The 26,090-nt window shown below is 65.2% G+C and carries 23 protein-coding genes; 12 read left to right on the top strand and 11 right to left on the bottom strand.

Features of this window, described 5'->3' with window-relative positions; genetic code table 11:
* Positions 1-65 precede the first annotated feature (65 nt).
* The gene (locus tag ACEWPM_RS06150) at positions 66-299 is read right to left on the bottom strand and encodes a sulfurtransferase TusA family protein (RefSeq protein ID WP_393961551.1); all 234 of its coding nucleotides are present in this window, start codon (positions 297-299) and stop codon (positions 66-68) included.
* A 92-nt stretch (positions 300-391) separates the two neighbouring features.
* Between ACEWPM_RS06150 and ACEWPM_RS06145 the strand changes: the two genes are divergently transcribed.
* The 3 genes from ACEWPM_RS06145 to ACEWPM_RS06135 all read left to right on the top strand — a co-directional run bounded on the left by ACEWPM_RS06145 (position 392) and on the right by ACEWPM_RS06135 (position 3,891).
* On the top strand, positions 392-1,147 hold the full coding sequence (locus ACEWPM_RS06145) for a cytochrome c biogenesis CcdA family protein (protein WP_393961550.1): 756 nt from the start codon (positions 392-394) through the stop codon (positions 1,145-1,147).
* 72 nt (positions 1,148-1,219) lie between these two features.
* The gene (locus ACEWPM_RS06140) at positions 1,220-2,527 is read left to right on the top strand and encodes a hypothetical protein (RefSeq protein WP_393961549.1); all 1,308 of its coding nucleotides are present in this window, start codon (positions 1,220-1,222) and stop codon (positions 2,525-2,527) included.
* The gene (locus tag ACEWPM_RS06135; protein WP_393961547.1) at positions 2,524-3,891 is read left to right on the top strand and encodes a cytochrome P450; all 1,368 of its coding nucleotides are present in this window, start codon (positions 2,524-2,526) and stop codon (positions 3,889-3,891) included. Before ACEWPM_RS06140 ends, ACEWPM_RS06135 begins: the two co-directional genes overlap by 4 nt.
* Positions 3,892-3,931: 40 nt before the next feature.
* Here ACEWPM_RS06135 and ACEWPM_RS06130 read toward each other — a convergent pair whose 3' ends face one another.
* Entirely contained in the window at positions 3,932-6,331 is a 2,400-nt protein-coding gene (locus ACEWPM_RS06130) for a GcvT family protein (protein ID WP_393961546.1), read from the bottom strand.
* 172 nt (positions 6,332-6,503) lie between these two features.
* Here ACEWPM_RS06130 and ACEWPM_RS06125 point away from each other — a divergent pair, with 172 nt between their 5' ends.
* The 3 genes from ACEWPM_RS06125 to ACEWPM_RS06115 all read left to right on the top strand — a co-directional run bounded on the left by ACEWPM_RS06125 (position 6,504) and on the right by ACEWPM_RS06115 (position 11,941).
* A complete protein-coding gene (locus tag ACEWPM_RS06125; RefSeq protein ID WP_393961545.1) occupies positions 6,504-7,841 on the top strand; it encodes a DUF2254 domain-containing protein in 1,338 nt (445 codons plus the stop codon).
* 101 nt (positions 7,842-7,942) lie between these two features.
* Positions 7,943-10,363, top strand: a complete 2,421-nt coding sequence (locus ACEWPM_RS06120; protein WP_393961544.1) for a GcvT family protein — start codon at positions 7,943-7,945, stop codon at positions 10,361-10,363.
* Between the two features lie 93 nt (positions 10,364-10,456).
* A complete protein-coding gene (locus tag ACEWPM_RS06115) occupies positions 10,457-11,941 on the top strand; it encodes an inorganic phosphate transporter (RefSeq protein ID WP_393961692.1) in 1,485 nt (494 codons plus the stop codon).
* 9 nt (positions 11,942-11,950) lie between these two features.
* On the opposite strand, the gene ACEWPM_RS06110 is transcribed toward ACEWPM_RS06115, so the two are convergent.
* The 4 genes from ACEWPM_RS06110 to ACEWPM_RS06095 form a co-directional block, all read right to left on the bottom strand.
* Positions 11,951-13,258 (bottom strand): HlyC/CorC family transporter, encoded by a 1,308-nt coding sequence (locus ACEWPM_RS06110; protein WP_393961543.1) that lies wholly within the window; start codon positions 13,256-13,258, stop codon positions 11,951-11,953.
* A gap of 113 nt (positions 13,259-13,371) precedes the next feature.
* On the bottom strand, positions 13,372-14,343 hold the full coding sequence (locus tag ACEWPM_RS06105; protein ID WP_393961542.1) for a tyrosine recombinase: 972 nt from the start codon (positions 14,341-14,343) through the stop codon (positions 13,372-13,374).
* Positions 14,340-15,872, bottom strand: coding sequence for a hypothetical protein (locus tag ACEWPM_RS06100; protein ID WP_393961541.1), 1,533 nt, complete (start codon positions 15,870-15,872; stop codon positions 14,340-14,342). The genes ACEWPM_RS06105 and ACEWPM_RS06100 overlap by 4 nt, the downstream gene beginning before the upstream one ends.
* Complete coding sequence (locus ACEWPM_RS06095; protein WP_393931585.1) at positions 15,862-16,011, bottom strand: hypothetical protein; 150 nt, start codon at positions 16,009-16,011, stop codon at positions 15,862-15,864. Before ACEWPM_RS06095 ends, ACEWPM_RS06100 begins: the two co-directional genes overlap by 11 nt.
* 90 nt (positions 16,012-16,101) lie before the next feature.
* Here ACEWPM_RS06095 and ACEWPM_RS06090 point away from each other — a divergent pair, with 90 nt between their 5' ends.
* Complete coding sequence (locus ACEWPM_RS06090) at positions 16,102-16,680, top strand: shikimate kinase (protein ID WP_393961540.1); 579 nt, start codon at positions 16,102-16,104, stop codon at positions 16,678-16,680.
* On the top strand, positions 16,677-17,789 hold the full coding sequence (aroB, locus tag ACEWPM_RS06085; protein WP_393961539.1) for a 3-dehydroquinate synthase: 1,113 nt from the start codon (positions 16,677-16,679) through the stop codon (positions 17,787-17,789). Before ACEWPM_RS06090 ends, aroB begins: the two co-directional genes overlap by 4 nt.
* 69 nt (positions 17,790-17,858) lie before the next feature.
* On the opposite strand, the gene tyrS is transcribed toward aroB, so the two are convergent.
* Positions 17,859-19,109, bottom strand: coding sequence for a tyrosine--tRNA ligase (tyrS, locus tag ACEWPM_RS06080; protein WP_393961538.1), 1,251 nt, complete (start codon positions 19,107-19,109; stop codon positions 17,859-17,861).
* Between the two features lie 63 nt (positions 19,110-19,172).
* Between tyrS and ACEWPM_RS06075 the strand changes: the two genes are divergently transcribed.
* The 4 genes from ACEWPM_RS06075 to ACEWPM_RS06060 all read left to right on the top strand — a co-directional run bounded on the left by ACEWPM_RS06075 (position 19,173) and on the right by ACEWPM_RS06060 (position 23,172).
* Positions 19,173-20,270 (top strand): anhydro-N-acetylmuramic acid kinase, encoded by a 1,098-nt coding sequence (locus ACEWPM_RS06075; protein WP_393961537.1) that lies wholly within the window; start codon positions 19,173-19,175, stop codon positions 20,268-20,270.
* Positions 20,270-21,004 carry a maleate cis-trans isomerase family protein gene (locus ACEWPM_RS06070; RefSeq protein WP_393961536.1) on the top strand — a complete coding sequence of 245 codons (735 nt, stop codon included), beginning with the start codon at positions 20,270-20,272 and terminating at the stop codon, positions 21,002-21,004. The genes ACEWPM_RS06075 and ACEWPM_RS06070 overlap by 1 nt, the downstream gene beginning before the upstream one ends.
* Before the next feature lie 69 nt (positions 21,005-21,073).
* Positions 21,074-22,399 carry a hypothetical protein gene (locus tag ACEWPM_RS06065; RefSeq protein WP_393961535.1) on the top strand — a complete coding sequence of 442 codons (1,326 nt, stop codon included), beginning with the start codon at positions 21,074-21,076 and terminating at the stop codon, positions 22,397-22,399.
* Positions 22,396-23,172 (top strand): COG3904 family protein, encoded by a 777-nt coding sequence (locus tag ACEWPM_RS06060; protein ID WP_393961534.1) that lies wholly within the window; start codon positions 22,396-22,398, stop codon positions 23,170-23,172. Before ACEWPM_RS06065 ends, ACEWPM_RS06060 begins: the two co-directional genes overlap by 4 nt.
* Positions 23,173-23,606: 434 nt before the next feature.
* Here ACEWPM_RS06060 and ACEWPM_RS06055 read toward each other — a convergent pair whose 3' ends face one another.
* From ACEWPM_RS06055 to ACEWPM_RS06040, 4 genes are read right to left on the bottom strand one after another with little or no spacing between them, the layout of a single operon-like run.
* The gene (locus ACEWPM_RS06055) at positions 23,607-23,765 is read right to left on the bottom strand and encodes a RidA family protein (RefSeq protein WP_393961533.1); all 159 of its coding nucleotides are present in this window, start codon (positions 23,763-23,765) and stop codon (positions 23,607-23,609) included.
* 18 nt (positions 23,766-23,783) lie between these two features.
* Positions 23,784-24,536, bottom strand: coding sequence for an ABC transporter permease (locus ACEWPM_RS06050; RefSeq protein WP_393961532.1), 753 nt, complete (start codon positions 24,534-24,536; stop codon positions 23,784-23,786).
* A gap of 2 nt (positions 24,537-24,538) precedes the next feature.
* Positions 24,539-25,228: an ABC transporter permease gene (locus ACEWPM_RS06045; RefSeq protein WP_393961531.1), complete on the bottom strand. Its 690-nt coding sequence runs from the start codon at positions 25,226-25,228 to the stop codon at positions 24,539-24,541.
* Positions 25,229-25,282: 54 nt separating this feature from the next.
* Positions 25,283-26,074, bottom strand: a complete 792-nt coding sequence (locus ACEWPM_RS06040) for an ABC transporter substrate-binding protein (RefSeq protein WP_393961530.1) — start codon at positions 26,072-26,074, stop codon at positions 25,283-25,285.
* Positions 26,075-26,090: the final 16 nt, after the last annotated feature.

Genomic DNA, 26,090 nt, shown 5'->3' with positions numbered 1-26,090 from the left:
TGGTGAAAATACTCAAACTGGCCGACGGGCAGCCAAATCCGCGCCAGCCGCCGGGATGCGCTGCCCTATTGGCCCGCGCGATGCCCCTTGCGCAAAACATAGGCGCTGACCTTGCCGCGCTCTTCGACCGAAACCAGTATGTGGCCCGCCTCGGCGCAGAAATGCGGCACGTCCACCGCCGCCGCCGGGTCATCGCAGAGCAGGCGCAATTCGTCGCCCGCGCGCAGACCAGCAAGGCGCTTGCGCAGCTTGAGGACGGGCAGGGGGCACAGCAGCCCGATGGCGTCGATCTCTTCCATGCGGCCCTTTTGCCTCGCTGCTGTCCGGCTGTCCACAGACTTGTGACAAGGTGCCGCGTGACGTCGCTGCGGCGATGCGCTAAGCCAGCCCCATGTTCGGAATAGAAATCATGGACGCGGGCCTCATCCCCGCGATGATCGTGGCGCTGCTGGCAGGGACGCTGTCTTTCCTCAGCCCCTGCGTGCTACCCATTGTGCCACCTTACCTGGCCTATATGAGCGGTGTGACCCTGCCCGACCTGACACAGGAGGGGGGCGTAAATCGCCGCCGGGCCATCGTGCCCGCGCTCTTCTTCGTCCTTGGCCTTTCAACCATATTCCTGCTTCTGGGCGCCGCGGCCTCGGCGCTGGGGTTGGCCTTCCTACAATACCAGTCGACGCTCAGCAGTATTGCGGGCGTTCTGGTTATGATCTTTGGCCTCCATTTCCTCGGTATTATCCGCATAGGGTTTCTTGACCGCGAGATGCGCATGGATGCGGGCGACCGCGGCGGCAGCGCATTCGGCGCCTATATCCTCGGCCTTGCCTTCGCCTTCGGCTGGACACCCTGCATCGGCCCGCAACTGGGCGCGATCCTCAGCCTTGCGGCGGGCGAGTCTTCGGTGGCGCGCGGCACCGCGCTGCTGGCCGTCTACGCGATCGGGCTGGGCGTGCCCTTCATCCTCGTTGCGGCCTTTCTGCCCCGTCTTACGGGCGTCATGGGCTGGATGAAGCGTCACATGGCGCGAATCGAGCGGATCATGGGCCTGCTCCTGTGGACGATCGGTCTGATGATGGTGACCGGGGGGTTTTCTGCCTTTGCCTTCTGGCTGCTCGAGACATTTCCGGCGCTGGCCGCATTGGGATAGCCGCGCGGCCTTACTCTTGCCCCGTTCCTGGCCTAGCATGGCGCGCAAAGGTCAGATCCGGACGCCCCGCGCATGAGTATTTCGCACTCACCCAATGCCGATGTCACCGCGCGCCGCGTAGTGCGGCGGCGCGTCTTCTATATCCCTGGCTATGACCCCATCCATCCGCGCCGCTACCGTGAGCTTTACCGCAAGGAAGGGGCCGATCAGGCCGCGATCTCGGGCTATGATCTGACGCTGAGCGCGCGGAAATCCCGGCCCGGCGGGCGCTATGGCTGGAGCGTGGCAGGCCATATGGAGGGACGGGACGTCAGCGCCGAGGTCGACGTGCTGGTCTGGTCCGATATCGTGCGGGCCTCGATGAGCCAGACGATCCCCGCCACCTACATGCAACTCGTCCGTACCGCCTGGGCCTACATCGCAAGCGGCGCGCTCTTTCGGTTGATGCGTCTGCGCAAGGGGCCGGTGATCGCCGCCCTCTATCCGGTGGGGTTCCTGCTGGTGCAACTCGCGATCGCGCTCATTCTGGGGCATTGGGCGGGGCAGGGTCTGACACGCGTGGCCGCGCAGATCCCCCTTGGGGCCGAGGGCACGGTCTTTGCCGCACGCATGGTTCTGCTCGATCTCGTCCATTACGGCGCAATGGGAGTTGTCGCCTGGGCCGTGCTCAGCTGGTTCAAGCGCAAGGATGGCAAGTTCTACGCTTACTACCTCATGCATGACTACGCCTATGCCGCGCGCCATGGCGGCGCCAATCCACCCGCCCTCGAGGCGCGAATGGCCGAGTTCGGGGACGAGATCGCTGCGGCCCTCACCAGCGACGTGGACGAGGTGCTGGTCGTCGGCCACTCCTCGGGCGCCCATCTTGGCGTCTCGATTCTGGCCGATCTGATCCGCGCGGGCCGCGTGCCGAAGGACGGCCCTGCGCTGTCCTTTTTGTCGCTCGGCCAAGTAGTGCCGATGGTGTCCTTCCTGCCGGGCGCGCACCGCCTGCGCGCGGATCTGGCCTATCTCAGCACGTCGCGCGCGCTGACATGGGTGGATGTGACCGCGCCGGGCGATGGCTGCGCCTTTGCGCTTTGTGATCCCGTGGCCGTTTCGGGTGTCGCGCCGCCGCGCCGCCGCTGGCCGCTGGTGATCTCGGCGGCCTTCACTCAAACGCTTAGCCCGATGCGCTGGCGCGAGCTGCGGTGGAAGTTCTTTCGCCTGCATTTCCAGTATCTTTGCGCTTTCGACCGTCCCGGAGACTACGACTATTTCCGCATTACCGCCGGGCCGCAGACCCTTGGCGCGCGCTATGCGGGCCGCGCGCCCTCGGCCAGCCGGATCGAGGCGCCGGTCAACAAATACACCTCCCAATCTGCCGAAACGCCTGCATGAGCCTGCCGCCCAAACCCCCGGCGCGGCCTGAGAGCGTCTCGCTGTGGCGGTACATGCGTCTTTTTCGGGCCGACATCCTCTCGGCCCAGCCGGCGCGCCTCTATCGCGCCTGGATGGCCGAGTTTCGCACGCCGTTCTTCCGATCCTACCTCTGCAATCAGCCCGATCTGGTCGATCTGGTACTGAAGGGCCGACCTGATGATTTCCCGAAATCGAACCGCGTGCGCGAGGGGCTGACGCCGCTCCTTGGCAATTCGGTCTTCGTCACCAATGGCGAGGTGTGGAAGCGTCAGCGCCGTATCATCGATCCGGCCTTCGAGGGCGGGCGCCTGCGCCATGTCTTTCCGGCGATGCTGGAGGCCGGGCAAAGCGCTGTTCGCCGCCTTGGCGCGCTGGCCGATGGCACGCCCCGCGATATCGAGGGGGAGGCAAGCCATGTCGCCGCAGATGTGATCTTTCGCACGCTGTTTTCCATCCCGATTGAAAACGAGGTGGCGGCGCGTGTGTTCGACGAATTTCGGGCCCATCAACGCTCGCAACCGGTGGTTAACCTTGCCGCGCTGATCCCGCTACCCAAATGGATGCCGCGCCCGCATAATCGTGCGACGCGCCGGACCGCTGGCGTGATACGCGGCCTCATCCGGCAACTGACGGCGGCCCGGATGGCTGAAATCAGCGCCGGCACCGCGCCCGAGGATCTGGCGACGAAGATCATCACGACAGCGGATCCGCAGACGGGCGCGCGCTTTGACACCGAGGAGATGGTCGACCAGGTCGCCATCTTCTTCCTCGCCGGACACGAGACCAGCGCCTCGGCCCTCGGCTGGGCGCTCTACCTTCTGGCATTATACCCGGAGTGGCAGAAGAAGGTGGCTGCCGAGGCGGAGGAGGCGTTCGGCACCGGCGCACCCGAATTCTCGCATATGTCCAAGCTGACGCTGACGCGCGACGTCTTTCGCGAGACCCTGCGCCTCTATCCGCCCGTGCCGATGATGGTGCGCGAGGCGCGCTGCCCCGAAACCTTCCGCGACCGGGCCATCGCCCGCGGCAGCCAGATCGTGCTCAGCCCATGGCACCTGCACCGGCACGAGCGGATCTGGGACGCGCCGGACGCTTTCAACCCTGCACGCTACGCGACCGAAGAGGGCCGCAAATGCCTGCGCGAGGCGTTCATTCCCTTTTCCGCCGGGCAGCGCGTCTGCCCCGGCGCGGGGTTTGCGATGATCGAGGGCGTGCTGCTGCTGGCGATGTTGGTGCGCGCCTATCGATTCGAGGCGGTGCCAGAGCGCCCCGCAATGCCGGTCGCGCATCTGACGGTGCGCGGCAAGGATGGCATCTGGCTCAGGATCAGGCCGCGCGGATAAGGCGCCAGTGGTATTGGCAAAAGTCTTGGACGTCCTTGGGCTACCCCCGCATTCGCGCGCCGTCCGCATCGAAAAGCGGCTGGTTGAGGCGGGTGGCCTTGCACATCTGCCCGAGGATTTCGATCTGGGCCGTGCCTTCCGCGTTCCGGGGAATCAGGCCCAGAGCGACGGACTGGCCCGCATGGTGCGAATAACCGCCCGAGGTGACAAAGCCGCGCACCTCGTCGTCCAGCCAGATCGGCTCGTAGCCATGCGCATCGGCATCCTGCGCCTCCACCGCGAAGGCGACCAGCTGGCGCTCCGCGCCCCGGGCCTTTTCTGCCTCGGCCGCGGCGCGGCCAATGAAATCGGTATCCTTGGTCCAGTGAATGAACCGGTCCATCCCCGTCTCGCCCGGTGTGTAGTCAGGCGAGAATTCCGAGCCCCACGCGCCGAAGAATTTGTCGAGCCGCAGGGACATCATCGCCCGCATCCCGAAGGGGTGCATGTCGTGCGGCGCGCCCGCCTCTTGCAGCGTTTGCCATAGGCTGCGCTGGGCCATCGGATCGCAATAGATCTCGTAGCCCAGATCGCCGGTATAGCTGACGCGCTGGATCAGGCAATCGGCCATGCCGACGGTGCCGTGGCGCAGATCCATGAAGCGCATATCGCCCAAGGGATCGCGGCTTGCGGCCATCAGAACTTCGCGCGCCTTTGGTCCCGCGATCTGGAAGCCGGTCAGGCGGTCGCTGACATTCTCCAGGTGCACTCCGTCGCGCCCGTTCTGCCGGAACCAGCGCATGTGGATCGCTTGCGCGCCGTAGGACGCGGTCAGCTGGAACGCCGCGTCCGAGAGGCATGAGACGGTAAAATCACCCAGCAGGCGCCCCTTGGGCGAGAGCATGGGCGTCAGGCTCATCCGGCCCGGCTGCGGGATGCGGCCCGCCATGATCCGGTCCAGCCAAGCGCGCGCATTCGGCCCCGTCACCAGGTATTTGCCAAAATTCTGCAGCTCGTTGATGCCGACGCCGCCGCGCACGGCGGCAACCTCGCGCGCCGTCGCGGCAAAGGCGTTCGAGCGGCGAAAGCTGGGCGTCTCGTACCGCGGCTCATCGCCCTCGGCGAAGTAATTGGCAACCTCCAGCCCGAATTGCGCACCCCAGATCGCGCCACGGCCGTCGAAGATGTCATACATGGGGGTCGTGCGGCAGGGGCGGGCGGCGGGCAACTCCTCGTTCGGATAGCTGACGGAAAAGCGTTTCTGGTAGTTCTCGATTATCTTGGGGCGGGTGTAGCCGGGCGTGATCCAGTCGCCGAAGCGCGCCACATCCATCGCGCTCACGTCGCGCTCGCATTCGCCTTCGGTCATCCATTGTGCCAGCATCAGGCCGACGCCGCCGCCTTGGGAAAATCCGGCCATGACGCCGGAGGCCGACCAATAGCCGCGCATTCCCGGCACCGGCCCGACCAGTGGGTTGCCATCGGGGGCGAAGGTGAAAGGGCCATGGATGACCGATTTGACCCCCGCGCGGCCCAAGGCCGGGAAGCGGCGATAGGCAAACTCGATGCTGTCCTCGATCTTGTCGAGGTTGTCCGGGAGCAGCTCATGCCCGAAATCCCAGGGCGTGCCATCCACGGCCCAGGGCTTGCAGGGCTGCTCGTAGAAGCCGATGCAAAGGCCGCGGCCCTCCTGTCGCAGGTAACTTTCGCCGGCGGGGTCCATGACATGGGGATGCTCTTCAATCCGCTCCACAATCTCGGGTACGTCATCCGTCACGATATACTGATGCTCCATCGGGTGCAGCGGCAGGTAAATGCCCGCCATTGCCCCCACCTCCCGCGCCCAGAGGCCGCCTGCGTTCACGACATGCTCGGTGTGCACCGTGCCCTTGTCGGTGACCACATCCCATGTGCCGTCGGGGCGCTGGCGCGTTTCGTGCATCATGCAATGCGTCTCGATCGCAGCGCCGCCCATGCGGGCCGCCTTGGCATAGGCATGGGTGGTGCCGGACGGGTCCAGATGCCCGTCGAGCGGGTCGTAGAGCCCGCCCAAGATGCCGTCGACATTCGTCACCGGTGCGATCTTCGCGATCTCGTCAGGCGTCACGATATGGGTGTCGAGGCCCATGTAGCGATGCTTGGCCCGCTCGGCCAGCAGCATGTCAAGGCGGTCCTGATTGTCGGCCAGAGTGACGCCCCCGACATGGTGCAGGCCGCAGGACATGCCGGTGATCTCCTCCAACTCCTTGTAGAGGCGGATGGTGTAGCCCTGCAGCGCGGCCATGTTGGTATCGCCGTTCAGGGTATGAAACCCGCCCGCCGCGTGCCATGTGGAGCCGGAGGTCAGCTCGGACCGTTCGATCAGCATCACATCGGTCCAGCCCGCCCGCGTCAGGTGATAAAGAACGCTGCATCCGACGACACCGCCGCCAATGATCACGGCCCGAGCTGTGGTTTTCATCAGATCACTCCCCTCGTTTGGGCTCAGCATGCGCGTGCGGCGCCGCGCGCCGCATGCACGCTTGCGACATCATCTGTCGGGATCGGGCAATCCCGCCGGGCGGCGCGGGCACGGGGCGCGCCCCACGCTGCGTGGGACTGGAACCGCGACCGCAGGCGGGGTATTGGCAAGTATGAACAACATTCTCCTCATCCCGGCGACGCTCTGGCGCAAGGCGCGCGTCTATGCGCAGAAACTCTGGGTGCGGGTCTTGGCGATGGGCCTTCTGTCGGTGCTGTCGCTGGGGGTCACGCAGCTGATCGAGCTGTTCATCCCCGAAGATTTATCCTCCAGCATGTCGGGCGCGTCTGCAGACCGCCTGCTGGACATCATCGCGTCGGCCATGCTGTCGGTCACGATCTTTTCGATGACGGTAATGGTATCGGTCTATCGCAGCTCGGCCTCGCAATGGACGCCGCGGGTGCACCGCCTGATCATGAAGGACAGCGTCACGCAAAAGACTCTGGCCGCCTTCATCGGGGCCTATGTCTATGCGCTGGTCGCCATCATCCTGCGGGAGATGGGGATTTTCGGCGACGATCATGCGCTGGTGCTGTTCTGGCTGACGGTGCTGGTGCTGGCTTGGGTGATCTGGTCGCTCATCCGGTGGGTGCTGCATTTGCAGACCTTCGGCAGCCTTCTGCACACCACGCGTCAGGTTGAGGATATTACCAAAGCACGCTTTCAGGAACGCCTGCGCACGCCCTGCCTCGGGGCCAATCCGCTGACCGAGGAGGTGCCCGACGCGGCGCGGCCCATAGAGTCGGATCAAAGCGGGTATATCCAGCATATCTATCCCGAAGGCCTCAATGCCGTGGCCGAGCGCTATGAGGTCAAGCTCTACCTGCCGAGCCCCATCGGTTATTTCGTCTTCCTGCACGAGCCCCTGGTCTGGGTCGAGGGCGAGGTGGCCGAGGAGGATCGCGAGGAATTCGAATCGCTGGTGCTGGGCCATATCAATGTCGAGGATTTGCGCGACTACGATCAGGACCCGCGCTTTGGCCTCGTGGTGATGGGCGAGATCGCGTCCAAGGCGCTGTCGCCCGGCATCAACGATCCGGGCACGGCCATCGACGTCATCACCCGCGTGGGGCGCATCCTGTCGAGCTATTCCAGCACCGACACGCGGCGCGAGGCGCATGAGGACGGCGAAGAGGATCCGGACAAGGAGGGCACCGGCCCCGAGCTGGACCGTCTCTGGGTGCCGCCGCTATCGCCGGATGAATTGCTGGATGACGGGTTCGGGGCGCTCACGCGTGACGGCGCGCAGGTCTACGAGGTGCAGCACCGCCTGCAGGCAACGCTGGCAGGTCTGATGCGCCACCCGGACGAGGGGCTGCGCAAAGCCGCCTTCGACTTTGCCGAACTGGCCCTGCGCCGCGCGCTGCAGTCGATGGAGTTCGAGCCGGACCGCACCCGCCTGCTGGACAGCGTCAGCGAGCGGCTGCGCTTGCGCGTGACCGAAACCTGAGCGCGGTTGTCTCACCGCGACATGCACCGTCGCGGCAAGGCAATCGGCTGGTCCTCATGCGCGCCAAGTTGGGCGCGAATCGCAGGTCAGGAGCAGCGCCCATGAAAACCCACGCACAGGCCGTCGTGATCGGCGGCGGCGTCATCGGATGCTCGATCCTCTATCATCTGACCAAGCTGGGCTGGAGCGATGTCGTGCTGCTGGAGCGGGACGAGCTGACCTCGGGCAGCACATGGCACGCGGCGGCCAATATCCATGGGCTGCATGACAGCGCCAATATCAGCCGGCTGCAGCATTACACCATGACGCTCTACAACCGGCTCGAGGCCGAGACGGGGCAAAGCTGCGGTGTGTTCCAGCCCGGCTCGCTCTACCTTGCGCAGACCGAGGCGCGCGAGCATCAGCTGCGCCTGCAAGCGGCCAAGGCCCAGCTTTATGGCATGAAGTTCCACGAAGTGAGCCGCGCCGAGGCCGAGCGCCTGCATCCGCTGGTCAATTTCGACGGCATCCGCTGCATCATGTGGGAGCCGGATGGTGGCAACGTGGACCCCTCGGGCGTGACCGCCGCCTATGCCGCGGGTGCGCGTGCGGCGGGGGCCGAGATCCACCGCTTCACCCCCGTGAGTGCGACGGTGCAGCAACCCGATGGCACATGGATCGTCGAGACGCCCAAGGGCAATATCAGGACTCCTTGGATCATCAATGCTGCCGGACTATGGGGCCGCGAGGTGGCCGCGCTGGCGGGCATCACCCTGCCGCTGCAACCGACCGAACATCAGTATTTCGTCACCGAGACCATCGCGGAAATCGCGGCGCTGGATCGGCGCCTGCCCTCCGTTGCCGACCGCGATGGCGAATATTACCTGCGGCAGGAGGGCAAGGGCCTGCTGATCGGCGCCTATGAGAAGGACATGCGCTTCTGGGCCGAGGAGGGCACGCCGCTTGACTTCGCACATGAGCTTTTCGCCGATGATCTGGACCGGATCGAAGACAACATGATGCGCGCGATCGACCGCGTGCCTGCCGTGGGAGAGGCGGGGATCAAGCGGGTCATCAACGGCCCGATGATCTGGTCGCCCGATGCCAATGTGATCCTTGGCCCGGTGCCGGAGCGACGCGGCTATTTCTGCTGCAACGGCATCATCCCCGGCTTCAGCCAATCGGCTGGCATGGGCCTGATGGTGGCCGACTGGATCGTCGAAGGCGAGATGCGCTACGACATGTTCGCCTGGGACATGGCCCGCTTCGGCGACTGGGCCGACAAGGCCTTTACCAAGGCCCGCGTGCGCGACCAATACGCCAACCGTTTCGCGATCCACTTCCCCTATGAGGAGCGCAGCGCAGGCCGTCCCTGCCGCGTGCGGCCCGTCTATGAAATGCAAAAGAAGATGGGCGCCGTCTTCGGCCTCAACTACGGCTGGGAGCATCCGCTATGGTTTGCGGATCAGCCCGGCGTGACGGAGACCAAAGGCTTCACCCGCCAGAACTGGTGGGCAACTGTGGGCGCCGAGTGCCGCATGCTGCGCGAGGCGGCGGGCATCATCGACATCTCGAACTTCGCCAAATACCGCTGCAAGGGGCCGGGGGCCGAGTACTGGCTGAACGCCGTTTTCGCCAATACCATGCCGAAGGCCGTCGGCCGGTCCTGCCTCACGCCGCTGATCTCCGTAAGGGGCGGCATCGCCGGGGATTTCACCGTGACGCGTACCGGCGAGGATGAGTTCTGGATCATCGGCTCGGGCATGGCCGAACGCTATCACAAGCGATTCTTCGATATGGTGCCGCTGCCCGAGGGCACGACATTCGAGAGCCTGACCGAGGCGGTCTGTGGCTTCAACGTCGCCGGCCCCAAATCGCGCGAGATGCTGGCGCGGCTGACGAACGCTTCGCTGGAAACGGCGGATTTTCCGTTCATGCGCTCAGCCTGGATCGAGCTGGGCGGCGTGCGCTGCCTTGCCCTGCGCGTCAGCTTTACCGGCGATCTGGGCTGGGAGTTGCATTGCGCCGCCGAGGACCAGGTGCAGCTTTACACCGTGCTGATCGAGACGGGCCGCGAAATCGGCGCAGGCCCGGTGGGCAGCCGCGCGTTGATGAGCCTGCGCATCGAGAAAGGCTATGGCAGTTGGGGGCGCGAATACAGCCCCGAATACTGGCCGCAGGAGGTAGGGCTGGCGGGGCTTTGCAAGATGGAAAAGGACTTTCTGCACAAGGCGGCCGCCGCCGCTCACATGGAGAATGACGCGCGCGAGACATTGGTGCTGATGCAGTTGAACGAAGAAGACACCGAAGCGTCGAATGCAGACGCGACCGGCGGCGAGCCGATCTTCAAGGACGGCCATGGTATCGGGCGCGTCACATCGGGCAGTTATGGCTACTCGGTCGGGATGAGCCTCGCGCTGGGCTATGTGAAAGGCGCGATGCCCGGCGATACGGTCGAGGTCATGCTGCTGGGCCTCCCGCACCGCGCCGTGATCCTGGGACGGCCGCCATTCGACCCCGAGGGCGCCCGGCTCAGGGCCTGATCCCCGCCTTTTCCGCCGCGATATCGCATGGACGGGTTGCCATTGTCGTCCGTGTGGCGCTACTCGTCGCAGCCAGTCAAGGGGATGACCGATATGAACGACGATCAGGGCGACGCGCGCCATCTTGATACGCTGGACCGCGATCTGGCCAGATATTCCAACCTCGAGGTCGCAACGAGCTATATCTCGCGGCCCATGGTCGGTCCCGGCATCGCGCTGGTCTTTATCCTGATGGCGGGCATCGCGGCGATGCTGTTCTTCGGGCAGACCAGCAATGCCGCCATCGTGGTGATCGCCACCTGCCTTGGCGCCTACATGGCGCTGAACATCGGCGCCAATGATGTCGCCAACAACATGGGGCCGGCGGTGGGCGCCAATGCGCTGACCATGGGCGGCGCCATCGCCATTGCGGTGATCTTCGAGAGCGCGGGCGCGCTTCTGGCCGGGGGCGACGTGGTGTCGACCATCGCCAAGGGCATCATCGCGCCCGAAACCATGGGCACCGCTTCGATCTTTATCTGGGCGATGATGGCGGCGCTGTTGTCGGCGGCGTTATGGGTGAACCTGGCCACATGGATCGGCGCGCCGGTCTCGACCACGCATTCGGTAGTGGGCGGCGTGATGGGCGCGGGCATCGCGGCGGCCGGCTTTGCCGCCGTGAACTGGCCCACCATGGGCGCTATCGCCGCCAGTTGGGTGATCTCGCCCCTGATGGGGGGCGCGGTGGCCGCCGGGTTCTTGTGGTTGATCAAGTCGCGCATCATCTACCGCGACGACAAGATCGCGGCGGCGCGCGTCTGGGTGCCCATCCTTGTCGGAATCATGGCAGGCGCTTTTGCCACCTATCTTTCGCTCAAGGGGCTGAAACAGGTGCTGGACGTCACCTTTCCGCTGGCGCTGCTGATCGGGACAGGAATCGGTGTGCCGATCTGGCTGTTGATGATCCCGGTGACGCGCCGCCAGTCCGTGGGCCTGGAGAACCGGAACAAGTCGCTCAAGGTCCTTTTCGGTATTCCACTGGTTGCCTCTGCGGCGCTGCTCAGCTTTGCGCATGGGGCCAATGACGTGGCCAATGCGGTCGGCCCGCTCGCGGCCATCGTTCAGGCCTCACAATCGGGCAGCTTTACCGATGCTGTCAGCCTGCCGTTCTGGGTGATGGTGATCGGTGCCTTCGGTATCTCTTTCGGTCTCTTTCTGTTCGGCCCCAAGCTGATCCGCATGGTCGGCAGCCAGATCACCAAGCTGAATCCGATGCGCGCCTATTGCGTGGCACTGTCGGCGGCGATCACCGTGATCCTTGCCAGCTGGCTGGGCTTGCCTGTCAGTTCGACCCATATCGCGGTGGGAGGCGTTTTTGGCGTCGGGTTTTTCCGCGAATGGGATGCCGAGCGGCGGATGCGCAACGCGCGCCTCGCCATGCCGGACCGCGCCTCTTTCGCGCCCGAAGAGCGGCGCCGCCGCAAGCTGGTGCGGCGCGCGCATTTCATGACCATCCTTGCGGCGTGGATTATAACGGTGCCTGCCGCCGCAATCCTCTCGGGCAGTATCTTTCTGCTGATCAACGCTGCCGTCGGCTAGGTGCGCCGCCTAGACCTTGCCGATCTTCAGCCGTGTGATGCGGTTGTCCTTGCGCGCCATGACTTCGAAGCGAAAGCCGTGGAAGTTGAACACCTGGTTCACCTTGGGGATCATCTGCGCCTCATGGATCACCAGGCCCGCGATGGTGTTGGCGGCATCATCGGGCAGCGACCAATCGGTCGCGCGGTTCAGGTCGCGGATCGTCATGGCGCCGTCCACCAGGTATTGGCCGTCCTCGCTGCGGCGGATCGGGTGCTCGGCATCGGCGTCGAATTCGTCGGTGATCTCGCCCACGATCTCCTCGAGGATATCCTCTAGCGTGATCAGCCCTTGCAGTGAGCCATACTCATCCACCACAAGCGCGAAATGCGTGCGCATCCGTAGAAACTGGCGCATCTGGTCATCAAGCGTCGTCGTCTCGGGCACGAAATAGGGCTTCATCACGACCGAGGTAATGTCGAAGGCGCGCCAGGCATCGGTGCTGCCACCATCCCCCAGCGCCAGCTTGTGCATGGCACGCAGAAGGTCCTTGGCGTGGACGATGCCGATGATGTTATCGGGATCACTGCGGTAGACGGGCAGGCGGGTATGGGGCGATTTGAGGCACTGGTCAAGGATGGCCACGGGCTCGAGTTCCGCGTCGATCATCTCGATCTGGCTACGGTGGCGCATGATCTCCTCGACGGCACGCTCGCCCAGGTCGAGCGCGCCCAGAATGCGGTCGCGGTCCTCCTTCTCAACGACGCCCTCGGAATGACCGAGATAGAGCGCGCCGGCGATCTCCTCGCGCACGGCGAGGATCTGGCCGTCAGGGTCGGTCTTGACGCCGACGAGGCGCAAGATCAGCCGCACCAGCACTCGGACAGCGGACACGATGGGCGAAAAGATGCGGATGACGATGGTGATGCCCGGCGCGACGCGGCTGGCCGCCACCTCGGCATTGGTGATGGCATAGGTCTTGGGCAGCACCTCGGCAAAGATCAGGACCAGCAGCGTCATCACCAGCGTCGCCAGTGCGACGCCCGATTCCCCGAAAAGCCGGGTAAAGAGCGCCGTGGCCAACGATGTGGCAAGGATGTTGACCAGGTTGTTGCCCAAAAGGACGCTGCCGATCAGTCGCTCGTTATCCTCGGTGATGCTGAGCGCGCGCTCGGCCCCCTTGTCGCCCTTGTCGGCGCGGGCGCGCAGCTTGCCCCGCGAGGCGGCGGTCAGGGCGGTCTCGCTGCCCGAGAAAAGCCCCGACATGACCAAAAGCAGCAGGATCGCCGCCGCTGTGATCCAGAAGGCGGCGTCGAAAGTCGTGGTGATCGCGTCCATTGGGGCCTTTGTCCTTTTGTGCCACAGGGGTTATGGGGTTTGCCGCGGCCACGATCAAGGGATCATGGCCGTCAGATAGCAATGATCCTGCGGCGTTCCCCGCTTGGTCCGCGCTACTCGCCTTCCGGCGCCGCGCTTGCAGAGGATTTGCGTGTGGCCGTCTCGGAGAGAGGATGATGCTCCAATACGAGGGCCGAGAGGCGCGCGTCGAGCACGTGGGTGTAGATCTCGGTCGTGGCGACATCGGCATGGCCCAGAAGGGCCTGGATCGCCATGAGATCCGCCCCGTTGGCCAGCAGATGTGTCGCGAAGGCGTGTCGAAGTGTATGCGGTGTAACGGACGCCGGGCTGACGCCCGCCTCGACGGCCAGTTCCTTGATCAGCGCATAGAAGCGATGCCGGGTCAGGTGCCCCGATTTGCCCGACGAGGCGAAAAGATAGGGCGAGGGCGGTTTGCCCCTGGCGCGGTCCGCCTCGGCCTGCGCGTCCAGCATGGCAAGCCACTCCTGCAACGCGGCGCGGGCGGGTGGCGACAGGGGGACCATCCGCTCCTTGCCGCCCTTGCCACGGATCATCAGCATCTGGGGATTGCCCCGCGCCGCAGCGATGGGCAGCGACACGAGCTCGGTCACCCGCATGCCGGTGGCATAGAGCAGTTCCATCAGGCAGGTGTTGCGGCACCGGTCACGCGCATTGCGCCCGGTGGTGCGGGCGGCCTCCAGAAGGCGGTCGACCTCGTCCTCGCTCAGCGTCTTGGGCAGGCGCGCGTCGCGGCCCGGCCCCTTGATGCGCATCGCCGGATTGTCGGCGCGCAGCCGGTCCTCGAAGGCAAAGCGGTAGAGCTGTTTGACCGCCGAGAGCCGCCGCGCACGGGTGGATTTGGCCAGCCCTTGCGCCTCCAGCCCGACGAGGTAGCGCTCGATATCCGCCTGGCTGGCGGTATCGGGTGCAAGGCCCTCCCGCGTCAGCCAGCCGGTGAAATCGGACAGATCGCGCGCATAAGCCTCAAGCGTGTTGCGCGCTGCGCCCTGTTCGGCGGCCTGCGCCTCTAGAAAGGCGGCGCACCATTGGCCCGCATTGCTCATGCGGGCGTCCCTAAGATCAGCGCCTGCAACGCCGCGCGCCGGGCCGCATCCTCGAGGCCGACGGCCCGCAAGGTGCGCAGGGCGCTTGCCATTTCGCCCGGATCGCTATCGGCGCGGTCGAATTGCAGCGCGGCCGACAGGATCGCCTCGCCCAGCTTGCCCTGCCGGATCAGGTAGGCATGTTCGGGTGCGGCCTCGGGGGGCTGACCAAAGGCGGCGGCGATCATGCTCTCGGCCGGGCGCTCGGCCAGGGCCGGATCGGGGCGGCCTTGGGCCAGACCGGCCAGAAACTTCATGGCCCGCCCGGCCGGGACGCGAGCTGCCGCCGCCTCGTAATCGGGCGTCAAGAGTGCCATCTGAAACGCCAGCGCGTCCAGCCGAGCGGGAAGGTTCGCATCCTTCACGCCCTCGGCAAAAAGTTCTGCAAAAGGCACTTCCAGCCCCTCGCTGCGCATTTGCCCCCAAGCGTCATCCAGTGCGGCGCCGATGCGCGCGGCATCGCCAGCCGCCAGGGCGGTCTCCAGCCCCTGAATGGCGCTCACCCGATCCCAGACCCCGCCCGAGGCCGAGGCATCCTGCCGCGTGTAAAGCCCCATCAGCCGGTTCGGCGCCAGCGCGCCCGCGCGCGTGAGGCGCTCGGCAGCTTCGATCTCGGCCTTCCAGCCAACGGTGCCGCGCAGATCCGACATCGCAAAGGCCAGCGGCAGCCCGCGCGTCGGCAGGGGCGCGCCGATCCCCTCGAACAGGCGAAATTCCAGAGGCGAGGGCGCGCTGCTGGGCACCGGGACGGGGGCCTCTTCGGCCAGCTCGGGGTCCAGAAACTGTGCCAGAAGGGCACTTTCGGTGCCCTTGATCGTGCCAAGGGCGGCGCCGGTGTCATACATCAGCGCGGCCGTCGCCCAATCGCCGGTCAGCGCTGCGCAATAGATCCGCGCGGCATCGCCCGCCATCAACCCCGGCGATCCCTGAAGCGCGGTGCAGGCCTCGGTCTCAGCGCCTGCCAGCAGGGCCAAATCGAACCATGCGGGAAAGATGCCAGGTGTTTCGGGGCCGGCGCGGGCCAGCAGCTCCATGGCAGGCTCGACCGCACCGAAACGGCGCAGCATGTCGACCCGTGTGCGTAGATAAGCGCCCTCGCGCCCATGGGGCGGCTCGGCCTCGGCCAGCAAGAGCGAGTGATAGAGGGCCGTGATGGCCGGAGGGGGCTGCTGCGTCGCACTGCGCCAGAGGGCGGTCAGGTCTTCGGCGCCGCTCTGCGCCCAGAGCGTGGCGGGCAGGCCCGTGACCGAGGGCGGCAAAAGGCCCACAGCGCCGCTGGTCGCGTCGGCAAGGGGGGTCATCTCGATGCTCGGGATATTCACCTCGCCGGCGACCGGCGGCTCGCTGATCGGGCGGCCCGGCGTCGATTGCCCCGCGCCGGGCTGGTTCAGCCAGTCGATCGCCGAGAGCGGCGCGACCTCCTGCGCCAGACCCGCGCCGGGCATCAGCGCCAGCGCAATCGCGGCGGCGCGTCCGGGGCTACTGTGCATCTAGCAGGATGTCCTGACGAATCTCGGTCGCTTCTGGCGTGAAATCCGCGCCAAAGAACGGGCCCAGATAGGCGTATCCCACCAGGGCGATGAAGCCCAGGATAGCGAGATAAAACAACCACTTGATAAGTCTGAACACGATATGCCTGCCTGCGGTTCGATCCGTTTTGCCCAACTTATAACTGGCCTTTCGGGCAAGATCACGTCATTCAGTCACGGATTGTTGCAAATGGGCGGGGGAGTGCCGACAGTGGCAGGCAAAGGGCCGTCAACCTTGAGCCGGACAGTGGTCCTGATCGGCATGATGGGGGCCGGCAAGACGGCAGTGGGCAAGGCGCTGGCGGCGCGGCTGGGCGTGCCCTTCCGTGATTCCGACGCTGAGATCGAGACGGCTGCCGCGATGAGCATCTCCGAGATTTTTGAGCGTGATGGCGAGGCGTTCTTTCGTTGCCGCGAGACGGAAGTCATTGATCGCCTTCTGTCGGGCGAGCGCAGCATCCTCAGCACCGGAGGCGGTGCCTTTCTGCAGCCGCGCAACCGGGAGATCATCGCGCAGAAGGGCGTGTCAGTCTGGCTCAACGCGGATCTGGGGCTGCTCTGGAATCGGGTCAAGAACAAGGACACGCGCCCGCTGCTGCGCACGCCCGATCCACATGCAACGCTGCGCAGCCTCTACGAGGCTCGCGTGCCTATCTACGCCCAGGCCGATATCGAGGTCGTCAGTCGCCCCGGCTACACGATCGAAACAATGACCACCCGCGTGATCGAGGCGCTTGCCGCCCGCCCCGGAATACTGGAGCCCGAATGAGCCATATCGTCCACGTCCCCCTGGGCGACCGCGCCTATGACGTCCATGTCGGCCCCGGCCTGCTCGCGCGCTCGGGCGCGCTCATTGCGCCTTTGCTGCGCCGCCCCCGCGTGGCGGTCGTCACCGATGAGGCCGTGGGCGCGCTGCATCTGGACGCGCTGCGCGCCGGGCTGGCCGAGGCAGGCATCGGGATGACCGCGCTGGCCCTCCCTGCAGGGGAGGCCACGAAATGCTGGACGCAGCTGGAGCATGTCACTGAATGGCTGCTGGCCGCACAGGTCGAGCGGAATGATGTCGTCATCGCCCTCGGCGGCGGTGTGATCGGCGACCTGGTGGGCTTTTCGGGGGCGATCCTGCGGCGCGGCGTGCGTTTCGTGCAGATCCCGACCAGCCTTCTGGCGCAGGTCGACAGTTCGGTCGGGGGCAAGACCGGCATCAACTCGGCCAAGGGCAAGAATCTCATCGGCGCCTTTCACCAGCCCAGCCTCGTGCTGGCCGATACGGACTTGCTGGCAACGCTGAATTGCCGTGACTTCCTCGCCGGTTATGGCGAGGTCGTGAAGTATGGCCTGCTGGGCGATGCCACCTTCTTCGACTGGCTGGAGCAGAATGCCTCTGCGATGGCCGCAGGCGATATGGACGCGCGCATCCATGCCGTTGCGCGGTCGGTCCAGATGAAGGCTGATATCGTCGCCCGCGACGAGACCGAGCAGGGCGACCGCGCGCTTTTGAACCTCGGCCATACCTTCTGCCACGCGCTCGAGGCCGCCACCGGCTATTCGGATCGCCTGCTCCATGGCGAGGGCGTCGCCATCGGCTGCGCGCTGGCGTTTGAGCTGTCGGCCCGTCTCGGCCTCTGCCCGCAGGAGACGCCCAGCCGTGTGCACGCCCATCTGCGCCAGATGAAGATGAAGACCGATCTGGCTGATATCCAAGGGGATTTGCCGGACGCACAGGGGCTCCTCGATCTCATGGCCCAAGACAAGAAGGTCAAGGACGGGCGCCTGCACTTCATCCTTGCGCGCGGTATTGGCGAGGCTTTCGTCACCTCGGATGTGCCACCGGATGCTGTCCTCTCGGTGCTGCAGGACGCGCTCGCCACCCGCTGAGCACTCCAGTTTCATCCTGGCAAAAATACTTACATCCCGGCGCCCGCCCGAGGCGCTGGCGCCAGCAATTCAGCCCAACTTCACCAGCGCATGACGCTTCTTGCCCGCGCTCAGCTTGATCGGCTGGGCAAGATCCGCCGTCCCGATCATCAGCCCTGCATCCTCCAGTGGCGCATCGTTCATCCGCGCGCCGCTCTCGGCGATCAGACGTTTGGCATCCTTGCCGGACTTGGCGAGGCCCGTGCGCACGATCAACTGCACGATCGACACGCCCTCTGCCGCCTCGCCGGGTTCCAGCACCAGCGTCGGCAGATCGTCCCCGACGCCGCCCTTCTCGAAGACCTCGCGCGCGGTTGCCTCGGCGGCTTTCGCCGCTTCAACTCCGTGCAGTAGCCCCGTGACTTCATTGGCCAAAATCACCTTGGCCGCGTTGATCTCGGAGCCTCCCAGCGCGCCCAGACGCTCGCATTCGTCCAACGGCAGCTCGGTATAGAGCTTGAGGAAGCGTCCGGTATCGGCATCCGTGGTGTTCCGCCAGAATTGCCAGAACGTATAGGGGCTGCACATCTCGCCATTGAGCCACACGGCGCCACCTTCGGATTTGCCCATCTTCTTGCCGTCCGACGTGGTCAACAGCGGCGAGGTCAGGCCAAAGACATGGCCCTCGATCACGCGGCGAGTCAGGTCGATGCCGTTGACGATATTGCCCCACTGGTCCGATCCGCCCATCTGCAGCGCACAGCCATAGCGGCGGTTCAGCTCAAGGAAATCATAGGCTTGCAAGATCATGTAGTTGAATTCGAGAAAGCTCAGCGATTGCTCGCGGTCGAGGCGCGACTTCACGCTCTCGAAGCTGAGCATCCGGTTGACCGAGAAATGCCGTCCGATATCGCGCAGGAATTCGAGGTAATTCAGCCCGTCGAGCCATTCGGCATTGTTGACCATGATCGCATCGGTCGTACCCTCGCCGTAGCTGAGGTATTGCGCAAAGACCTGCTGCATGCCGTTGATATTCTCGTCGATCACCTCGTTCGTGAGCAGCGGCCGTTCTTCCGCGCGGAAGCTGGGATCGCCCACCTTGGTCGTGCCGCCGCCCATGAGAGTGATCGGCTTGTGGCCCGTCTTTTGCAGCCAGCGCAGCATCATGATGTTGAGCAGATGCCCGATATGCAGCGACTTGGCCGTGGCATCATAGCCGATGTAGCAGGGGGTCACCCCCGCCATCAACCGATCGTCGAGGCCCTGCATGTCGGTGCAGTCGGCCAGATAGCCGCGCGAGACCATGACGTTCAGGAATTCGGATTTGGGGTGATAGGTCATGGCGCTTGTCCCGGATTGCTTTGCGCGGCATGTATAGGTGCGCATCGGGCAAAGGAAAAGAGCATGTTGAAGGCCGAACGGATGTGGGCGCTGGGGGCGATGTCAGGCACGTCTCTGGACGGCGTCGATGCCGCGCTTGTCGAAACCGATGGCGCGTCGATTTTCGGCTTCGGGGATAGCCGCTATCGCGCCTATACCGCGGACGAGCAGGCGGTGCTGAGCGCCGCGCTGGGCCGCTGGCCGGGCGATGATCTGGACGCGGCCGAGGCCGTGGTGATGCAGGCGCATATCGAGGCGCTCAGCGGCCTCAATGCCGCCCTCGTCGGCTTTCACGGCCAGACGCTGGCGCATGAGCCGGGCGGGCGCGGCACGCATCAGCTGGGCGACGGGGCGGCGCTGGCGGACGCGCTGGGCCTGCCGGTGGTCTGGGATTTTCGCAGCGCGGATATGCGCCTGGGCGGGCAGGGCGCGCCGCTAGCGCCGTTTTTCCACCATGCCTGCGCGCGCTATGTCGGCGCGGATGCGCCCATTGCCTTCCTTAATCTGGGCGGGGTCGGCAACCTGACATGGGTCGATCCTTCTGTGCGCCGCCCCGAGGATGCCGGCGCGCTGGTGGCCTTTGATACAGGGCCGGCCAATGCGCCGATCAACGATCTGATGATGGCCCGGCGCGGTGTGCCCTATGACGAGGGCGGCAGGCTGGCCAAAGCGGGCACCGTGGCCGAGGGCGCGCTGGAGCTTTTCCTCGACGAGGGATATTTCCTGAAGATGCCGCCCAAATCGCTGGACCGGGACGCCTTTGCCGACATGATCGACCTTGTCGAGGAACTGCCCGATGCCGATGCCGCCGCAACGCTGACCGCCATGTCGGCTGCTGCCGTGCTGCGTGGAATGGAGCATTGCCCCGAGCCGCCCGCGCGTCTGCTGGTCTGCGGCGGGGGGCGGCACAACCCGGTGATGATGGACATGCTGCGCGCCGCCCTCGATTGCGAGGTGGCGCCGGTCGAGGAGGTCGGCCTTGATGGCGATATGCTTGAGGCGCAGGCCTTTGGCTATCTGGCCGTGCGGGTGACGCGCGGGTTGCCGACATCTTGCAGCGCGACAACAGGCGTGCGCGCGGCGGTATCGGGCGGCACGCTCAGCAGGCCGGGAGAGACGTGATGGACTATGCTCTGAACAACGGCGCCGGGGGCGGCAGCGCGCGGCTGGGCCTGATCGTGCTGGCCACGGATGAGACGCTGGAATTCGAGGCGCGGCAGATGTTGGCGGGCCGCGACGTGCAGCTTTTGCATGCGCGCATCCCGGTGGCCGCGCAGATCACGCCTAATACGCTGGCGCAGATGGATGCGGCTATGCCCGTCGCCGCCGCCCTCCTGCCTCAGGGGCTGGAGGTGATCGGCTATGCGTGCACCTCGGGCGCGACGGTCATCGGGCAGGCGCGGGTGGCCGCCCAAGTGCAATCGGTGTATCCCGAAGCGGCAGTGACCGATCCGATCAGCGCCGTGATCGCCGCGCTGTCACAGGTGGGTGCGCGGCGCATCGGCATGGTCACACCCTATGTTGCCAGCGTGACCGCCCCGATGCGCGCGCTTCTCGCGGCGAACGGTGTCGAGACGCTGCACGAGGTCAGCTTTGCCGAAGGCGATGACCGGCGTGTGGCGCGCATCGATCCGGCCTCGACCCGCGCGGCGCTGCTGGAGGCGGCCAAGGCGCCGGGAATAGACGCGCTCTTTGCCAGTTGCACGAATTTGCAAACCTTTCCCATCATCGCAGAGGTCGAGGCGCAGACGGGCTTGCCGGTCATCACGTCCAACCAGGCGCTCCTTTGGCATATGCTGCGGCTTGCCAAGTCGGGCGCGGAGGGCTGGGGTCCGGGTCGTCTCTTTGCGCTCTAGCACAGCCGTCACTTTGCCAATCGCACACGCGGCCCCATATTGGACCGAAGCCAAGCAGGAGAGCCGCGCATGAGCGAGACCAAAGCACCGCCCCCGCAACCGGGCATCAGCCGCGCCGAGGCACAGGGCGTGCGCTATGCCGCCGAGCTGGAGGGCCATGTTCGCTGGCTCGATGCCATCACGGGCGCGGCGCTGGGCGTTTTGGCGACGGCCTCGGGCATTTATACCTATCTGGGGGTGTCGTCGCTCTTGGACGACAATGGCGCGCTCAGTTTCTTTGCCGCCGCGTCCTACTCCATTGCCGTTTCGGTGGGCATCTTCGTCTTCTGGTCCTATCTCATGCGGCTTTTGCCCTCGGTGCGCAGCATGGCGTCGCGCATCGGTCTGCTGGTTTCGATGGGGATCGGCTCGCTTGCGATCATCGCCATGTCCTCATGGCTGAATGCCGCCGCGCTGGCAGGCTCGGCCGCGGTCGAGCAGCATCTGGCCAAGACGGTGCAGGATTACCAGTCCTCTCTGGAGCAGGCGCATGATATCGCCGTCTCGGCGCAGGGGCTGGAGCGTGACGTGGCCCGCGTCCGCCAGTCCTTCGAGGATCTGAGCGCGCAGGAGGCCAGCGGGGATCTCTCGGGCCTAGCCGGCCGCGGCGCGGTCTTTCGGGTGCTCAGCCAGAAGTCGGACGAGTTGCGCGGCCTTGAGGCGCAGATCGCCTCGCAGCAGCCGCTGGTCGAGGCGGCCTTTGCCGAGGGGAACGCGACGCTCAGCCGGATGCGCGCGCTGACGGTCGAGCCGGGCCCGGTCGAGCCCCGCTCGGTCCAGTTTTCCGAAGAGGCAGTGCGCCTTGCGGGCCTGATCACGCAACTGCGGCAGTTGTCGGTCGCGCCTCTTGTATCTCGCGCGGCGCAGGATCTGGCAGCCTCTGTCGTGCTGCCCGAACTGGACGGGCGTAGCGATGCGGCGCGCGGCGATCAGCAAACCACGATCAGCTCGGTTCTTGAGGTCTTGGGCCAGCGGGCGGCGACGCTGCGCAGTGCCGCCGATGCCGTCGTGTCCATGCCGCCGCCGAGCGAGACGACCTATACGCCGATCTCGACGGCGGATGCGGTGATCCGCTATGCTGGCAATTTCGCCCCATCCTGGGCAGGGGCCATCGCGATTGACCTTCTGCCGGCGGTTCTGGTCTTTATCCTGATGGTGACCCAGGCGGCGATCCGGTCAGGGCGAGAGGGCGTTGGAATCGAGCAGACGCTGACCCTGTCCGAGCTGCGCGCGGCGATGATGGTCCTGCACGAGATGGACGAGGTGCGCCATCCGGTGCCGCCCGTCGCGCGGGCCGATAGCGCCCCGGTGCAGGCGCCCAGCAGGGCGGGCGGCAACGGGTCCGCCACGCCATGATCGAAAAGGCAAAACGCGGCTGGGACGCGCGCCGTGTTCTCTATGCAGTGCTGGGGCTGCAACTGGTCATGGCCGGGCTTCTGGCTGGTTCTGACGTGCTGGGCGCGCTGCCGCGCCCTGGCTGGCCGTCCACCGCGCCGGGCGTCGACAGCCCGGTTGCGCCGGGTGATCAGATCCGCCGCTATGCCCCGCGCGACATGCCGTTGCCCAAACGCGCGCCGGGCGCGCCTGAGCGGCCTTACCGCAACACCGGCGACATGCCCGGCCGGCTGGAATTTCTGCGCGAGGGCGCTGCGCTGCGCGTGACCGGCACCATCGCCCCCGGCGACGATGAGCGTCTGGCCGAGCGGCTGGGGACCGAGGCCGGGCTGGAACTTGTCGTGCTGAACAGCCCTGGCGGGTCGGTCCGCGATGCGCTGGAGATCGGTCGCAGCATTCGCGCTGGCGCGCTCGACACGAAGGTCGAGGCGGGCGATGTCTGCTTTTCCGCCTGTCCCTACATGCTGGCGGCCGGCGTGGCGCGCAGCGCGCCCGACGGAGCCCAGGTGGGCGTGCACCAGCATTATTTTGGCAAGAATACCGTGCTACCCGCCTTTCTGGCGGTCGAGGATATCCAGCGCGGGCAGGGCGAGGTGATGGAATACCTGCATGACATGGGCGTCGATATCCGCCTGATGCGTCCGGCACTGGCGACCGGGCCGGATGATATCTACGTGCTCTTGCCCGAGGAGTTGCTGGACTATCGCCTCGTAACCGAAGACGTCGAGGACTGAGATGGCGGGGCCTCCGGCGGGGGTACTGTCAATGAAGAATTTTCATTCTGAAAGCGGCGATTGACGAAAGATGCTGATTTCGTATCTACCAGCTGATCCACCATCAGAACATTAAAGTTCCACCAACATCTGGATGAACTGCATTGCTCCTCCTTTCTGTCCCATATGGTTCATTTCTAATTGAGAAGTTATGTCGGACGACGGCAAACGTCTAGTCGCTCAGCTCGCAAGTCGCCGTCAGGCAGTGCCACGGTCGGCCCCATCATTGCGGACACACATTTCGATGGAACGCCTCGGTCTTCAGAACGCCGAGGCGTCAAGACCGAAGGACATCTCGCAGTGTTTATGGACTGATGGCACATCAGTCTGATGGCCTGTCATATTTGCTCTTTGCAATCTTGTGACCGACAAAGCAAAGCACCAGCGTAGGCCATTTACTTTGGCCGACGCCGCGCCATCTGATCTTCGCTCAACCAGTAAAGAGTGCTCATCAACACACCTGCGCCGCTGCCGACCTGTCCGCACAGGTAAACGGTGCCGCGATGTTTGACGATGCGGCTCATCCTCGGGCCGGTCTTTTGACGTTCGATCATATGGATGTCTCCCCGGGTTCAGGGCGCCACGTTGGCAACGGGCGCAGAGGTGGTTTTTCGGGTGGCGAGATGGCGCAGGTATCGCCGCTCGAACCAGCGGAAGGCCCATGCGATGCACAGGACAATCAGGAAATAGAGGACTGCCGCCGTAATGAACCCCTCATAGGCCAGGTAGTAGCGCCCGTTCAGCCAGCGCCCGACGCCCAGGATATCCTGCAGCGTGATGGTGCTGGCGATGACCGAGCCGTGCAGCATGAAGATCACCTCGTTGGAATAGGCAGGGATCGCGCGGCGAAAGGCTGAGGGCAGGATGATGCGGCGCATGCGGCTGCGATAGGAATGGCCCGTCGCGATGGCGGCCTCGACCTCGCCTTTCGGCGTGTCGGCGATGGCGCCGCGCAGGAGCTCGGTCGTATAGGCCGCGGTGTTGAGCGTGAAGGCGATCAGCGCGCACCACCAGGCCGAAGACAGGATCGGATCCCAGAGGAAGCTTTCGCGGATCACGGCGAACTGGCCCACGCCGTAATAGATCAGATAGGTCTGCACCAAGAGCGGCGTGCCGCGGAAAACATAGGTGTAGGTCTGTACGAGCGGGTTGAAGACACGGTGGCCGGACGCGCGCGCGATCGCCATCGGGATCGCCATCAGCCCGCCCAGAAGCAGCGCCAGAAAGGTGAGGTTCAGCGTGGTCCAGACGCCGTAGAGAAAGCGATCGAAATTCTCGGCGATCAGCGCGATATCTAGGGGGATGTAGTTGAGCAAGGTTTCCATGGCTACGCCCTCACCACGCCGCGGCTATAGCGCCGTTCGACCGCCCGCAGGACCAGATCCGAAATGCCGGTCAGCGCAAGGTAGATGACGAAAGCGGCCGCCATGAAGGTAAAGAGCTGCCCGGTCGAGCGGCCAGCGGTGAAGGCGTTATAGACCAGATCCTGCAGTCCGATGACCGACACCAGCGCCGTCGTCTTGAGCTGGACCAGCCAGTTGTTGGTAAAGCCGGGCAGGGCATAACGCACCATCTGCGGCCAGATGATGTGGCGAAAGATCAAAGATCGGGGCATTCCGCAGCTGATACCGGCCTCGATCTGGCCGCGCGGGATCGCCATGATGGCGCCGCGAAACGTTTCGGTGAAATAGGCGCCGAAAATGACGCCGATCGTGCAGGCGCCGGCCGCGAACTGGCTGACCTCGACATAGCCCCAAAGGCCCGTCGCGGCGCCGATATTGTTCAGCGTCACCTGACCGCCGAAGAAGACCAGCAGGATCAGCACCAGATCCGGTACGCCGCGCACGATGGTCGTGTAAAGCCCCGCGATGCGCTGTGCTGCGCGACTGGCTGAAAGCTTGGCCCAGGCGCCCAGAAGGCCGAAGACCAGCGCGATTGCCAAAGATGACAGCGCGAGTTGTATCGTCATCAGCGTGCCGTCGATCAGTTGGGATCGATATTCCAGTATCAGGTCCATCGCGCGTCCTTCGGGGTAATGGCCGGAGCGGCGCGGCCCGCTCCGGCGAATGGTTTACTGACCCTCGGGGCGGGCGCCGTAGATATCGAACGGAAAATACTTGTCGTTGATTTCCGCATAGGTGCCGTCCTCGCGGATGGCCAGAATGGCCTCGCTCAGTGCCTGCTTGAGGTCTTCCTCGCCCTGCCGCAGGGCAATCCCGACGCCTTCGCCGTAGCATTCGACATCGGTGTGATCGCCGCCGAGAAAGGTATAATCGGCCCCTTCTTCCTTGGTAAGGAATGCTTCCTGCGCGATCAGGCTGTCCGAAAGCTGTGCGTCGATACGGCCGAGCGAAAGGTCGCGGAAGACTTCTTCCTGCGTTCCGTAAAGAACGATCTCGGCATCCGGGAACATCTTTTCAGCGTAGCACTGATGCGTTGCGCCGCGCTGAACGCCGATACGCTTGCCAGCGAGGCCCTCGGGCGTGCCTTCGAAACCGGCATCCTTCGCTGCGACGAGACGAGCGGGCGTCTGGTAATACTTGTCCGAGAAGTCGATCTGGCGCTTGCGCTCTTCGGTGATCGACATCGATGCGACGATGGCGTCGAACTTGCGGGCCTTGAGCGCCGGGATCATGCCATCCCATTCCTGCTCGACCAGCTCGCATTCACGCTGCATCTCGGCGCACAGCGCCTGCGCGATCTCGATGTCGAAGCCGACGAGCGTGCCATCCGCCTCCTTGGACGAGAACGGAGGATAGGCGCCCTCGACGCCGATGCGCAAAGTCTCCTGCGCGGTGGCGGGGATCGCCATCAGTCCAAGGGCGGCTGCCGCGGCGGTGGTCATTAGGGTTCTGCGAAACATGGGGTAGTCCTTTCTT

This window comes from Roseovarius maritimus, from assembly GCF_043355895.2.
Classification (GTDB): Bacteria; Pseudomonadota; Alphaproteobacteria; order Rhodobacterales; family Rhodobacteraceae; genus Roseovarius; species Roseovarius maritimus.
The sequence above is the reverse complement of the archived record's forward strand: the minus strand, read 5'-3'. Positions and strand labels throughout refer to the sequence as shown.

Bases quoted from the DNA above. Each gene is read 5' to 3' on its own strand.
- ACEWPM_RS06090 (WP_393961540.1), top strand. From the start codon at position 16,102: ATGGGCGGGGGAGTGCCGACAGTGGCAGGCAAAGGGCCGTCAACCTTG.
- ACEWPM_RS06140 (WP_393961549.1), top strand. From the start codon at position 1,220: ATGAGTATTTCGCACTCACCCAATGCCGATGTCACCGCGCGCCGCGTA.
- ACEWPM_RS06060 (WP_393961534.1), top strand. From the start codon at position 22,396: ATGATCGAAAAGGCAAAACGCGGCTGGGACGCGCGCCGTGTTCTCTAT.
- ACEWPM_RS06100 (WP_393961541.1), bottom strand. From the start codon at position 15,872: ATGCACAGTAGCCCCGGACGCGCCGCCGCGATTGCGCTGGCGCTGATG.
- ACEWPM_RS06115 (WP_393961692.1), top strand. From the start codon at position 10,457: ATGAACGACGATCAGGGCGACGCGCGCCATCTTGATACGCTGGACCGC.
- ACEWPM_RS06070 (WP_393961536.1), top strand. From the start codon at position 20,270: ATGGACTATGCTCTGAACAACGGCGCCGGGGGCGGCAGCGCGCGGCTG.
- ACEWPM_RS06145 (WP_393961550.1), top strand. From the start codon at position 392: ATGTTCGGAATAGAAATCATGGACGCGGGCCTCATCCCCGCGATGATC.
- ACEWPM_RS06105 (WP_393961542.1), bottom strand. From the start codon at position 14,343: ATGAGCAATGCGGGCCAATGGTGCGCCGCCTTTCTAGAGGCGCAGGCC.
- ACEWPM_RS06125 (WP_393961545.1), top strand. From the start codon at position 6,504: ATGAACAACATTCTCCTCATCCCGGCGACGCTCTGGCGCAAGGCGCGC.
- ACEWPM_RS06040 (WP_393961530.1), bottom strand. From the start codon at position 26,074: ATGTTTCGCAGAACCCTAATGACCACCGCCGCGGCAGCCGCCCTTGGA.
- ACEWPM_RS06130 (WP_393961546.1), bottom strand. From the start codon at position 6,331: ATGAAAACCACAGCTCGGGCCGTGATCATTGGCGGCGGTGTCGTCGGA.
- ACEWPM_RS06045 (WP_393961531.1), bottom strand. From the start codon at position 25,228: ATGGACCTGATACTGGAATATCGATCCCAACTGATCGACGGCACGCTG.
- ACEWPM_RS06120 (WP_393961544.1), top strand. From the start codon at position 7,943: ATGAAAACCCACGCACAGGCCGTCGTGATCGGCGGCGGCGTCATCGGA.
- ACEWPM_RS06135 (WP_393961547.1), top strand. From the start codon at position 2,524: ATGAGCCTGCCGCCCAAACCCCCGGCGCGGCCTGAGAGCGTCTCGCTG.
- ACEWPM_RS06075 (WP_393961537.1), top strand. From the start codon at position 19,173: ATGTTGAAGGCCGAACGGATGTGGGCGCTGGGGGCGATGTCAGGCACG.
- tyrS (WP_393961538.1), bottom strand. From the start codon at position 19,109: ATGACCTATCACCCCAAATCCGAATTCCTGAACGTCATGGTCTCGCGC.
- ACEWPM_RS06110 (WP_393961543.1), bottom strand. From the start codon at position 13,258: ATGGACGCGATCACCACGACTTTCGACGCCGCCTTCTGGATCACAGCG.
- ACEWPM_RS06050 (WP_393961532.1), bottom strand. From the start codon at position 24,536: ATGGAAACCTTGCTCAACTACATCCCCCTAGATATCGCGCTGATCGCC.
- aroB (WP_393961539.1), top strand. From the start codon at position 16,677: ATGAGCCATATCGTCCACGTCCCCCTGGGCGACCGCGCCTATGACGTC.
- ACEWPM_RS06150 (WP_393961551.1), bottom strand. From the start codon at position 299: ATGGAAGAGATCGACGCCATCGGGCTGCTGTGCCCCCTGCCCGTCCTC.
- ACEWPM_RS06055 (WP_393961533.1), bottom strand. From the start codon at position 23,765: ATGATCGAACGTCAAAAGACCGGCCCGAGGATGAGCCGCATCGTCAAA.
- ACEWPM_RS06065 (WP_393961535.1), top strand. From the start codon at position 21,074: ATGAGCGAGACCAAAGCACCGCCCCCGCAACCGGGCATCAGCCGCGCC.